The organism is Oligoflexus sp., assembly GCF_035638955.1.
GTDB lineage: Bacteria > Bdellovibrionota_B > Oligoflexia > Oligoflexales > Oligoflexaceae > Oligoflexus.
The window spans coordinates 88273-100267 of record NZ_DASQYZ010000207.1 but is presented as its reverse complement, the minus strand read 5'-3'; the positions used below and the strand labels follow the sequence as shown (position 1 = coordinate 100267).

Here is an 11995-nt window from a genome sequence, read left to right as displayed (position 1 = left end):
ACTGCGGAAAAGGAGCGAGGTCCATGACCTCGCTCCCTTTTGTTAATGGCTGGCTTTTAGAAAGCGGAGCATAAAGGAATAAGCATCGAGATTTTGATCGATCTGTTGCGCTACAGAACTGCCCATCCCGTGGCCGGCATCGAAGCGCGTATACAGAAGCGCGGGAGCGCCCGATGACGAAGCTGCCTGTAATCTGGCAACCATTTTGCGCGAATGCCAGGGCGCGACGCGTTGATCGGTGGCGCCCACCTGCATCAAAATCGGCGGATAGGCGGTTCCATCCTTGATCCGATGATACGGTGAATACGCGTAAAGAGCTTCAAACTGCTGCTTATCGGCAATAGTGCCATATTCGGTGGTATTGAACTGACCATTGGGTTCACTTTCAATTCGAATCATATCGAAATACCCCACCGACGCAACGGCGGCTGCAAACAGTTCGGGTCTCTGGGTGATCGCGGCTCCCACCAGAAGGCCTCCATTCGAACCACCGATGATGGCAACTTTTCCAGGCAAAGCGTATTTGGCTTGAACCAGGAATTCACCCGCAGCAATAAAGTCATCAAAGACGTTTTGTTTTTTAGTGAGCGAACCCTGCGCATGCCAGGTCTCACCAAACTCACTGCCACCCCGAAGGTTGGCAATCGCATAGCCGACGCCGGATTTGAGCAGCACCGAGCGCGAGCCCAAAAACTGAGGTTCGATGCTGATGCTAAAGCCGCCATACCCATTCAGGACAAAAGGAACGGGTGTCCCCGGCTTGACGCCTGGTGGCAGGATGATATTAACGGGAATCATCGTCCCATCCTTGGATTTCACCATCTCGCGAATCACCGTCACACCGGTAAGATCCACCGGACTTTTTTCCTGCAGCTGGGTCTTGGTGGTGCTGTTCTTTTGAATGGAATAGTGATAATACGCCGTGGGCTCAAGATAGGATCTTTGAGCAAACAGCACATCGCCATTGGCCAGGCCCGCGACATTATTCACGCCAGTCACAGGTGCAGTCCTGGGGCCAGGCTTGGATTTTCCATCCAGATCAAAGCTGCGAATTTCAGAAGGACCACCGGTTTGATAGGAGACGTAGAGCCGGCCCTTGTGGACCAAAAAGCCTTCACCGCTGGTGATATCCGTAACGATCGAATCCTTGCCTTCTGGAATAATCACCCGTGCTTTGGCAGGACTGGGATCTTTCAGGCTCACAGCCATGACCTTGCCGTGTGGTGCATCCTTTTGGGAAATGAAGTAAAGATCATCGCGCTCGCCAAAAAAGAATTGAGCGATCCGATCGGGATAATCCGCAAGCTGCTTCCAGGTGCCGTCCAAAGACCGCAGATAATGTTGGAACTCGCCGCCGTCACCTTTTTGAACCGCGGCGATCACACGACCGGACGGATGAATTTCGACAAAAAACTCGGCGATGCGGGAAAAATCCTTGCCGAGCTCAAAACGATCCGCGGTCGTCGGCGTACCTAGTTTGTGAAAGTACAGCTGAGTAAAAAACATCTTATCCGCAGCCGGGCGTTCATCGCCGCGCGGATAACGGGTGTAATAGAAACCACCGCTATCGGGAGCCCAACCGAGATCACCGCCGGCTGTTCCCGCGTTGACGCCTGGAATGACTTCAAACACCCGCTTGCCGGTCGCCACTTCGAACACCGAAACATCGCCGGCTTCACTGCCATCAACGGATAAGGATGCCGCTACATAGCGTCCGTTCGGAGACACACGATACCAATCGATAGCTACCTTACCCTTGGGTTCGAGGGCATCCGGATCGATCACAACGCGTTCCTTTTCAGGATGCCCTGCGTCCGGCAAGGTGACGAGAAAACGATGCTGCTTCGGAGGGTGCTGCTTCAAAGCGAAGAGTTGGCCTTGCACTTCATGCAAACTGCGATAGCTGATGGAGCTGGCACCCAGGATTTCATTCAATTGCTGACGCAGGCTCTCGCGACTCTCGAGAGCATCAAGATACGTTCGCGCGTATTCGTTTTGTTGTTTGATAAATTCCTGAACGTTTTTGTCCTGGCCTGATTCGAGCCAACGATAGGGATCGGTGACGTCCACTTCATGATGACGATCGATCACCGGCTGGACTTTGGTGACGGGCGGAGGGCTCACTTTGGAGCGGGATGAACCGCCCGTTTCGGACGTGTTCGGAACGGATGTGCAACCGAGGGCGAGAACCATGGCGGCTGACAGGGGCAGCCTGGGGTATCGGGCTAGCATGGGGACTCCTTATGCGCAGATGAGCCAGGCCTGAACGCATCAGGCCAGCTGCAGCTTTAACAAATGTCCGGGTTGGCATCAAGGAGAAGCAGCAGCCGCACGCAGAGGCAGCTCGAATAGCAGAGTATCGCGAAGACCATCACGCAGCATCATATGCTGATGGATCAGACCTATGGACTTGAATCCGCATTTTCGCAAGACAGACTGTGAGGCGATATTACGCCGATCACAGGATGCCGTGAGGCGCGTCAGAGGCATGCGTTCTTCAATATGCATAATCAGTGTTTGCCCAGCTTCCGTGGCAAAGCCCTGACCCCATGCATCACGGGCCAGGGAAAAACCGAAGGCCGCGGAAGGGAGCTGATCATCGATTTCCAATGAAACAGCTCCGAGCATGCGTGGCTGATTTTTTTTGCGAATGGCAAGGACAATGAACCGGCGCGGTTTGTCATGCTGCCAGCGCAGGACCTGCTGAACAAACTCTTCGGTTTGGAGCAAGGTGTTCGGTCCCCAAGTTTGATAGCGCACCACTTCAGGGTCTGACGCATAACGATGAATGGCTTCAACGTCATGGGCCGTGACTTCGTCGAGAATCAGGCGTGGGCTTTCCAATCTGGGCATGCGTCGGCTCTTTGATCAAAGGTTCGGTTGATAAAAGGCATCGTAGGGCATCAGATTCGGCCAAACAATTATTTTGTGAAGGCGATGCATATTAGTTTGTAGTGAGGAGCTGTGGGCTCAGGCAAGGCTTTGCTGGGGCACTGCTTAAATGTTCACCATAAGACGTGCAACCGCAGCGTCAGAATCATGACGAAGGTTCCTACCAGGCCATCGGCTTAGGGCGAAGAAACCTTCGCTGTCACAACTTTGTGTCCAAAGCGCGACGTCGCGCCTGATTTTGTGCTTTCGCGAAGCAAAAAACGGGGCTGACTCGCTCATTTCAGGCTCTGGAGCCGAACGGTATTTGAGCAGGTGCAGCAATTTCCTGGTGATCCTGGCATCCAAGTATCCTAGTATGGAAAGAGTACATTCAAGTAAGGGCTCGCAATCAAGCGGGCATTCGCCAGGGGGGACCCCAACATGGGCCGACCAAAGCAGCGCATGTTTTCAGCTCCTGATCTGTTGCCGTCGGGGCTTCGGGCCTGCTTTCTGGTCGTCGATATTGGTTTTATCGTGTATTGGGTCCTGGCTGCATTTCAGCAAATTCCGCGGTCCTGGCTCTTCAAGGATCACGAACAGCCTATGCTGATGGATTGGAGCTGGTCGTTCCTGATCCTGGACGTGCTGATTGCCGTCACCGGATTGCTCAGCCTTTATCTGGCTGCCAGGCGGTCGGGCAAGGCCTTACCCATGGCCCTGGTTTCGCTCACATTCTCGTTTTGCGCCGGACTGCAGGCACTAAGTTTTTGGACGCTGCGTAACGATTTTTCGTGGATCTGGTGGCTGCCCAATCTCTTTCTTTTGCTCTATCCCCTGCCTTTTGTGATGTTCATCGTCAGACGCAGCGGACGTTAATCGGCTAGTCCCGCAGCAGGATCATTCCGTCACGACCCACAGCATAGACGCCACCTTCTGCTGTCACGTGCAAGGCCTCCGGTAAACCGACAGCACCATACAAATGACTCCATAGGCGGGCACCCGCGCGATCATATTTTAATATAAGATAACGATCGACGGTCCCAAGCCAGCCTGATTTCACATAACTCGACGCCAACACATAAGCATTGCCCGCCGCATCGGTTGCTATATCAACCGCGCGATCCTGAAAGGGACCGACATAGTCATCCCGTGCCTGCACGGCTCCGTTTTCACTCAGCTGGAGCAGCCTCACATCCCAATCTGCGGTTTGACCGACGACTTTGGTGCCGGCCATCCAGATGGTTTGATCCGGGGCCAGCGTTAAGGCCGAAGCCCCCTGATCCACCTGCCAGATGAGTTTCCCGTCTTCATCAAAGCGTGCGGTGCTGCCCAGCGGTGCGCGCAGGTTGGTCGCGATCAATTCACCATCCAAGCGGCTGGCAATCGCTGTGGTGGGGAAATCCTTTTTCCAGAGCAGAGTCCCATCGTCCGCCACCCGCAGAACCTCGGAGAAGCCGCCAATATAAAGACTGGAGTCCGGACCAGCAGCCCCACTGCGGCGATCAAAGCCAAGGCTATCATGGACACCGCTGTCATAGCGAAAGGACGCCGCCCGTGTGCCCGAGCTGGTGTAACGCGACGCGAGAATATCGGCATCGCGTGCATCATTCACCCCAAGCCACCAAATCCCTCCATGAGGCAAGGCCACCAGATTGAGGCCTACGAAATGCGACCCTTCGTCCTGCCATAAAATCTGCAGAGATGCGGGCTCAAGAGCGATCAGTTGGGAATGTGTGGCGTCGTCGGTCTGGAGAGTCTGGCTGAGATAAAGAATTCCCTCGTGCAAGAGGAGATCGCGCGGCATCAGACTTCCCTTGTCCAAGGCAGGCAAGGATCGGGTGCCGGTCAGGCGTCCATTGCTTGCGTAGCGATAGACCACCGCGGCTTCGCCATAGGGCTGCTGACAGGTGACGTAACTCTGCCCTTCGGGATCCACGGCGAGGTCAACGGGAGTGCAATCCGCTAAAGGGGCATTCCACTCGACCTGGACTGCGCCAAACGCAGAAAACGATAACGCAAGGCCGAGCACGATAAGTGCTTGCATAAGATATCTCCATGGAAGGTCGTGAAGGTCCCGAAAGAAGGCGTGGGCGAAGTGCGTGTCTTCCGGAATTTGAATGTCGGGATGGTTCCCTCCTTTCTAATTAGCGAGGCCAGGATGGAAAATCAACCCGAAATGCAGAATTTACATAGTGAACAAAACGCGAACAGTATCGGGTTTGACAGCCTGCAGTGCGAGCGATAGCATGAACGCTCAAAAGCTCCAGCTTGAAGGAATAAAAAGGCTATGAGTCAACAAAACAATAAAGATGCAGGCGACAAGGAAATTCCGAAAACCATGGAAGAGGACGCGCTGGAATACCATCGCCGATCTCCTGCGGGCAAGATATTCACTGGTATTAAAAAGCCCGCATCCACGCAGAGGGACCTGACTCTGGCGTATTCTCCCGGCGTCGCGGTCCCGTGTCTGGAGATTGAGAAAAATGAAGAGGACTCGTTTATTTATACGGGTCGAGGCAATCTGGTCGGCGTCATTTCCAACGGAACCGCCGTCCTCGGGCTGGGTGATATCGGTCCTTACGCAGCCAAACCGGTGATGGAAGGCAAGGCCATGCTTTTCAAAAAATTTGCCGACATCGATGTCTTTGATATCGAGGTGAATGCCAAAGATCCCGATCAATTTATCGCCTGCGTGAAGGCTTTGGAGCCGACCTTTGGTGGTATTAACCTGGAAGACATCAAGGCACCTGAGTGTTTTTACATTGAGGAAAAACTGCGTGAGCAGATGAATATACCGGTTTTTCATGATGATCAGCATGGGACAGCCATCATTGCTGCGGCTGCATTTTTGAATGCGCTGGAAGTGGCGGAAAAGAAAATTGAGAACGTGAAGGTGGTGTTTTCCGGTGCTGGAGCGGCCGCGATTGCCTGCGCCAATCTATTTTTGTCGCTGGGTGTGAAAGCCAAAAATCTGGTGCTCTGCGATAGCAAGGGTGTTGTGCATCGCGGTCGCAAGGATCTGAATGAGTATAAGGAACGTTTTGCTCACGACACGTCTTTGCGAACTTTAGCTGAAGCTTTGGATGGGGCGGATGCCTTCGTTGGTGTGTCGGTGGCCAGAGCTCTGAGTCCCGAGATGATTCGCAAGATGGCCGTGAATCCGATTATCTTTGCCCTGGCCAATCCCGAGCCGGAAATTAGGCCAGATGTGGCGCGTGCAGAAAGGCCCGATGCCATTGTTGCGACGGGACGTTCCGATTATCCCAATCAGGTGAATAACGTTCTAGGCTTCCCCTTTATTTTCCGCGGTGCCCTCGATGTGCGCGCTCGTGTGATCAATGAGGAGATGAAGCTGGCCGCCGTGCGGGCGATTGCGGCGTTGGCCCGTGAAAGTGTGCCTGATGCTGTCATGAAAGCGTATAAGGATGGTGAAGTCTATCAGTTTGGTCGAGACTATCTGATTCCCAAACCGGTTGACCCTCGTGTGCTCTTTCACGTCGCGCCTGCTGTCGCCAAAGCTGCCATGGATTCAGGCGTGGCCCGTCGGCCGATTGATATTGCCCGTTATACAGAACAAATTGAACATATCCTTGGTCCTACCCAGAGCATGATGCGCTTGATTCAGCGTGAGATTCATGTCGTTCATAAAAAGAATCAGCGCAAGGCGCGAATTGTGATTCCCAACTCCTATGATCGGCGGATTCTGCGTGCTGCCGCGCAGGTGGTGGACGAAGGGGATGTGGATATTTCCCTGATCGGTAATCCCGAGCGGATTCTCATCAATGCCGAGAAGTTTGGGCTTTTGAACTTCAAGGATAAAGTGGATATCATTGCGCCGGTGCACTCGAATAAATTTGATGAGTATGCCGCGCGGCTGTTCAAGGATCGGCAACGCAAGGGTGTATCGCTGAGTGGAGCCCGCCAGCTGCTGCATAACTACAATTACTTTGCGGCCATGATGCTACAAAATGGAGACGCGGACGGCGTCGTGTCCGGTGTGGTGGAACCCTATGGTCCCTCGATTCGACCACTTTTGGAAGTGATCGGTGTCCATGATGAGCAAACACTGGCCGGGATATACATGGTGATGCAGCGGGACCGGCAGTTTTTCTTTGCTGACTGTACTGTGAATGAAAATCCCAATGCCGAGAAGCTGGCTGAAATTGCGTTGAGCACGGTTGCGGTTGCGGAACGCTATACCAAGGATCCCATTCGCATTGCCATGTTGAGTTTTTCGAGCTTTGGAACGAGCCGTTCCCCGGAAGCGACCAAGGTTGCCGAGGCCGTGCGGATTGTCCGGAAGCTGCGACCCGACCTGGAAATCGATGGTGAAATGCAGTCAGATGTGGCGTTGAATGCAGGGCTGCGTGAAAGAGAATTTCCTTTCTGTGGTTTGACTGGTGACGCCAATGTTTTGATTTTCCCGGATCTGGCTTCAGCCAATATTTCCTATAAAATGATGGCGCAAATAGGTCAGGCTTCGCTGATCGGACCGATTCTGCATGGCATGCGCAAACCGGCGAACGTCCTGCAAATCAGCGCGACGACGGATGAGGTGGTGAATATGATTTATGTGACGGCGCATCAGGCTGTGGAAAGCTGGTAGGACGAGGCAGGATCTGGTCCGAGGGCCAGATCCTCGCAAGGCCTTATTTCAGGTCGGAGCCGCCGGCCAGCCAGTCGAGGAGCATGACGCCTGCGTCGCTGGTTTCGAAAGTTGTGTTATTCTTAGGCATGCGTGTGCTGTCATCAGCCTTGATGCGTGTAATCATCTTGGCAGCTGTCACAGCCTTGATTTCCGCCAGGGTGGTCATGGGCTTGTTTACGCTGCCTGCGGCATGGCAACCAGAGGCGGTGCAGTTCGCGTCGATAATGGCCTTGGTGTTGGCCGTATAGGTGTAACTTGATGTCGTGGTCGTGGCCGCGACTTCGTCCGAGTCGTCGGATTTACTGCCACAAGCCGTATTTAATGCCAAACTCACAAGCGTGACAGACACAAAGCTGAATGCAAAAGCTCTCATAACGGGACTCCAGTTGGATAGGAATAGCTATAGAAAATGGTAGGCTTTTCTCAACCTGAGAGCAAGGGATTGAGAAAAGCTGGGGCCTGTGCCATTCCGCTTAGAGAACTTTTTTCAGCTCCAGAAAAAAACTCTCGGTATCCAACCACTTACTAATGAATGTATACGATCGGGCATCCACTAAAGGCTCCGCATCGTCGACGTGATTGGTGGCGCTGATCATGGCCACGGGGCGGTCGATTTTTTTGGCACTGAGAAAGGCCAGCACTTCATCGCCGGTGGCGTCGCCCAGATCATAGTCCACCATAAAGCCGTCATAGCCATCGAGTTTATGGATCTTGAATTTTTTGAAGCTGGAAACGTATTCGATTTCAATCCCATAGTCCTTGGAGGCTTTTTCCGCGACCAAGGCAAAGACCGGATCGTCGTCGATCAATAGAACTTTTTTCATGATGTGACTCCCTCTATGATCAGACGCTATCACCCGACATTTCCAGACCGACAGAACTCGCGCCCGAACACTTTATCGAAGAGTCGGGCGCCGATCCTTCTTACGATTGGGAACGAATTCGAATTTTGAAATGGTGTCGTGAGATTAGAGTCGTTGGACGGTGGCTGGCGGCCCTGAAATAAAACGGCTCCGGACCAGGGCCCGGAGCGATTTTTGGAAGTTAGGGCGTTATGCCAACAGCCTGTTCCAATGCATTGAGTCGTTGCATGATGGCGGAAAGGTCAGGCGTGGAGCCTGTTTCGCCTTTGGGTCCGCGGGGTCCGACCGGACCTTCAGGACCGATGGGGCCGGAGTCGCCCTTATCGCCTTCATCACCTTTCGCCCCGGATTCGCCTTTAACACCGCGCGGACCATCAGGTCCGGCAGGTCCAGTGGAACCTTGCGGCCCGGTGGCTCCCGTGGCTCCAGTTTCACCTTTGAGTCCCTGCGATCCCTGGGCTCCTGTAGGGCCGGCATCGCCTTTATCACCTTGGGGACCTTGTAAACCCTGCGCTCCAGTTTCGCCTTTCGTACCTTGCGCTCCTGTGGGTCCGGCATCGCCTTTATCACCTTGGGGACCTTGTAAACCCTGCGCTCCGGTTTCACCCTTTATGCCCTGGGGACCAATAGGCCCAGCGTCGCCCTTATCGCCTGTATCGCCTGTATCGCCTTTGAGGCCTTGCAAGCCCTGCGCTCCGGTTTCACCTTTTGGACCTTGCGGCCCAGTGGGACCGACTTCGCCTTGAAGACCTTGAGCCCCTGTCGCTCCGGTTTCACCTTTCGTTCCTTGGGGACCGATGGGACCGGCAACACCCTGGGGTCCCGCGGGGCCTGTTAGCCCTGTATCACCGGTTTCACCCTTGGGCCCGCGCAGACCTTCCTCGCCAGTATCGCCTTTGGGACCTTGCGCACCTGCAGGACCGACTGCTCCTGTTGCCCCTGATTCACCGCGAATGCCCTGAGGACCTTGAGGTCCAACCGGACCGGCATCACCTTGGGAGCCTTGTGGTCCGGTGGAGCCTGTTTCACCCTTTAGTCCCTGGGGTCCTATAGGTCCAGCGTCACCTTTGGGTCCTTGCGGTCCGGTTAAGCCGATGGGTCCAATGGGACCTTTTTCGCCTGTTTCACCTTGGACTCCTTGGGGCCCGGCAGGTCCAATTTCGCCTTGAGGGCCTTGCGGACCAAGGGGACCCAGCACGCCCTGAGGACCTACAGGACCCTGCTCGCCTTGTGGGCCCGTGGCACCTGTGGCTCCTGATTCACCTGGGATCCCGCGCGGACCTCCCACACCAGGATCGCCTTTGTCACCTTTTTCGCCCTGAATTCCTGCGAGACCGGTTGCTCCTGTTTCACCGCGAATGCCTTGAAGACCTTGTGGTCCGGTCGGACCAAAATCGCCTTTTTCGCCCTGAATTCCTGCAGGACCAGTTTCACCTTTTGGTCCTGCCGGTCCCACCGGCCCTGCCGGTCCGATAACGCCTGGATCACCTTGTTCGCCCTTGGGTCCAAGAGGACCTGCCAAACCCTGCGGACCAGCCGGTCCCATCGGTCCTTCAGGCCCAACGTTACCTTGCGGCCCAATCGGACCTGCATCACCTTTCAAACCCTGCGGACCAGCCGGTCCTATCGGTCCTTCGGATCCCATGTCGCCTTGAGGTCCAACTGGACCAGCATCGCCTTTCATGCCTTGCGGGCCAGCAGGCCCTAGCAAACCAATGTCACCTTTTTCGCCTTGCGGCCCAGCAGGACCTGCATCACCTTTCAAACCCTGAGGACCAGCCGGTCCTATCGGCCCTTCGGATCCCATGTCGCCTTGAGGTCCAACTGGACCAGCATCGCCTTTCATGCCTTGCGGTCCAGCAGGCCCTATCAAACCAATGTCTCCTTTGTCACCTTGCGGTCCAATGGGACCTGCATCACCTTTCAAACCCTGAGGACCAGACGGTCCCATCGGTCCTTCGGATCCCATGTCGCCTTGAGGACCGGCTGGTCCCGCGTCGCCTTTCATGCCTTGCGGTCCAGCAGGACCGATGAGTCCGATCTCGCCTTTTTCACCTTGCGCTCCTGTGGGTCCGGCATCGCCTTTCATGCCTTGCGGTCCAGCAGGACCGATGAGTCCGATTTCACCTTTTTCACCTTGCGGCCCAGCGGGACCTGCATCACCTTTCGCACCCTCGGGCCCGATTGATCCGATGTCACCTTTTTCACCCTGAGGTCCCGTGGAACCTGCATCACCTTTTTCACCTTGCGGTCCAGCAGGTCCCGCAGGTCCGACATCTCCTTTGGGCCCAGACTCGCCGCGCGGTCCGATACTGCCTTGAGGTCCCGCAGGTCCGAGGGGTCCAACGTCGCCTTGTTCTCCCTTCAGACCCTGAGGTCCCAACGGTCCGATGTCGCCTGTATCGCCTTTGGGACCAAGCGGACCGATCGGGCCACTCACACCGGTTTCGCCTTTATCACCTTTCAAACCTTGCGGCCCTGTTAATCCCAAATCGCCTTTCTCACCTTTGATGCCCTGGGGACCCTGAGGTCCGGCGGGTCCCTCGTCACCAAGTTCACCTTGAGGACCCTGGGGTCCTAAGGCTCCGCGGGGACCGAGAGGGCCGGCTTCACCACGCGGCCCGACGGGTCCGGATGGTCCAATGGGTCCGACATCACCTCGTGGTCCTTCACCACCCCCTTCGCCCTTGGGTCCCATAAGGCCCTGAGGCCCGATGGGTCCAACATCGCCTCGTGTTCCTTGAGGACCCGATGGTCCCGTGGAACCGTTGTCTCCGCGCGGTCCTTGCGGTCCGCGTTCACCGTCCTTGCCTTTGATGCTGAGCCAATAAAAATCCAAACGCTGTTCCATTTGATTGGCACCAACAAGATTCAGTTGCAACTCTGCAGCATCACGCTGAGTCACAGCTGGATCCAATGCCGTGTCACGACCCAGGAGGAGAACGGCCTGACAGCTCGCGTCCAATACGGTTGATTGTGTTTCTGGTCCCCACACCAGCGTGCCAGATGATTTCTCCCGAATCAAAACCTGCCAGGTCTGCTTTTCCAGGCAGGACGGCGTCTGATTGCGACAGCTGCAATCCGGTTCGGTATAAACCACAGTCGCCCCTTGCACAGCCGCCATGGACAGGGCCCGAGCGCGTGTGGTTGCATGATTGGATTGCGCTCGCACCAAAGGTTCGTTGGCATCATGCAGATCATTGAGGTTCCAATCGAAGGTCAGCATCCACGTTCCAGTGGATTCCGGCAGATCAACGGCATTCATGTAAACGTTGCCAAAGCACTTGAGACGAGGCTCACGCAGTTCGCAGCGAACGCTTCGAAAATCCAGGTTCGCCGTCAGCATCTGCTGCCCATCCCAGATTCGGGCCTTGTTCGCCAGAAGGTCCAGGTCCTGGGTGTTCGGATTCATATTCATATGAATTGGAAAACTCAATCGATCGGTTTGGCTTTGGGCGATCGGCATGTGAATACAGAGACCGATCAAAAGCCCGAGAGCTCTTTTTAACATCATTCATCTCCCACAGACTCAGGTTGCTTGCGCACTCGGAGTATGGGGCGTCCCTCTTGAAAGGAATTCAATGGAATTTAAAGCATCTTTATCAAGGCAGGC

8 protein-coding genes are annotated in these 11995 nt (G+C 55.1%); 2 read left to right on the top strand and 6 right to left on the bottom strand.

Translation table 11 applies throughout. The annotated features are described in order from the left end of the window. Positions 1-42: 42 nt before the first annotated feature. Together VE954_RS19295 and VE954_RS19290 are read right to left on the bottom strand one after the other, a co-directional pair. Positions 43-2232, bottom strand: a complete 2190-nt coding sequence (locus VE954_RS19295; protein ID WP_324955751.1) for a prolyl oligopeptidase family serine peptidase — start codon at positions 2230-2232, stop codon at positions 43-45. Between the two features lie 78 nt (positions 2233-2310). Further along, positions 2311-2853: a GNAT family N-acetyltransferase gene (locus VE954_RS19290; protein ID WP_324955749.1), complete on the bottom strand. Its 543-nt coding sequence runs from the start codon at positions 2851-2853 to the stop codon at positions 2311-2313. A gap of 459 nt (positions 2854-3312) precedes the next feature. On the opposite strand from VE954_RS19290, the gene VE954_RS19285 reads away from it, so the two are divergent. Beyond that, entirely contained in the window at positions 3313-3747 is a 435-nt protein-coding gene (locus VE954_RS19285; protein WP_324955747.1) for a DUF5360 family protein, read from the top strand. Positions 3748-3751: 4 nt separating this feature from the next. Here the strand turns inward: VE954_RS19285 and VE954_RS19280 are convergent, their stop codons facing one another. Then, a complete protein-coding gene (locus VE954_RS19280; RefSeq protein WP_324955745.1) occupies positions 3752-4915 on the bottom strand; it encodes a PQQ-binding-like beta-propeller repeat protein in 1164 nt (387 codons plus the stop codon). 243 nt (positions 4916-5158) lie between these two features. Here VE954_RS19280 and VE954_RS19275 point away from each other — a divergent pair, with 243 nt between their 5' ends. Continuing rightward, positions 5159-7477, top strand: a complete 2319-nt coding sequence (locus VE954_RS19275) for an NADP-dependent malic enzyme (RefSeq protein ID WP_324955743.1) — start codon at positions 5159-5161, stop codon at positions 7475-7477. Between the two features lie 43 nt (positions 7478-7520). Here VE954_RS19275 and VE954_RS19270 read toward each other — a convergent pair whose 3' ends face one another. The 3 genes from VE954_RS19270 to VE954_RS19260 form a co-directional block, all read right to left on the bottom strand. Then, entirely contained in the window at positions 7521-7892 is a 372-nt protein-coding gene (locus VE954_RS19270) for a hypothetical protein (protein ID WP_324955741.1), read from the bottom strand. A 100-nt stretch (positions 7893-7992) separates the two neighbouring features. Further along, a complete protein-coding gene (locus tag VE954_RS19265; RefSeq protein ID WP_324955739.1) occupies positions 7993-8343 on the bottom strand; it encodes a response regulator in 351 nt (116 codons plus the stop codon). A 220-nt stretch (positions 8344-8563) separates the two neighbouring features. After that, positions 8564-11896 carry a hypothetical protein gene (locus VE954_RS19260; protein WP_324955737.1) on the bottom strand — a complete coding sequence of 1111 codons (3333 nt, stop codon included), beginning with the start codon at positions 11894-11896 and terminating at the stop codon, positions 8564-8566. Positions 11897-11995 lie beyond the last annotated feature (99 nt).

Bases quoted from the DNA above. Each gene is read 5' to 3' on its own strand.
- VE954_RS19295 (WP_324955751.1), bottom strand. From the start codon at position 2,232: ATGCTAGCCCGATACCCCAGGCTGCCCCTGTCAGCCGCCATGGTTCTC.
- VE954_RS19290 (WP_324955749.1), bottom strand. From the start codon at position 2,853: ATGCCCAGATTGGAAAGCCCACGCCTGATTCTCGACGAAGTCACGGCC.
- VE954_RS19285 (WP_324955747.1), top strand. From the start codon at position 3,313: ATGGGCCGACCAAAGCAGCGCATGTTTTCAGCTCCTGATCTGTTGCCG.
- VE954_RS19280 (WP_324955745.1), bottom strand. From the start codon at position 4,915: ATGCAAGCACTTATCGTGCTCGGCCTTGCGTTATCGTTTTCTGCGTTT.
- VE954_RS19275 (WP_324955743.1), top strand. From the start codon at position 5,159: ATGAGTCAACAAAACAATAAAGATGCAGGCGACAAGGAAATTCCGAAA.
- VE954_RS19270 (WP_324955741.1), bottom strand. From the start codon at position 7,892: ATGAGAGCTTTTGCATTCAGCTTTGTGTCTGTCACGCTTGTGAGTTTG.
- VE954_RS19265 (WP_324955739.1), bottom strand. From the start codon at position 8,343: ATGAAAAAAGTTCTATTGATCGACGACGATCCGGTCTTTGCCTTGGTC.
- VE954_RS19260 (WP_324955737.1), bottom strand. From the start codon at position 11,896: ATGATGTTAAAAAGAGCTCTCGGGCTTTTGATCGGTCTCTGTATTCAC.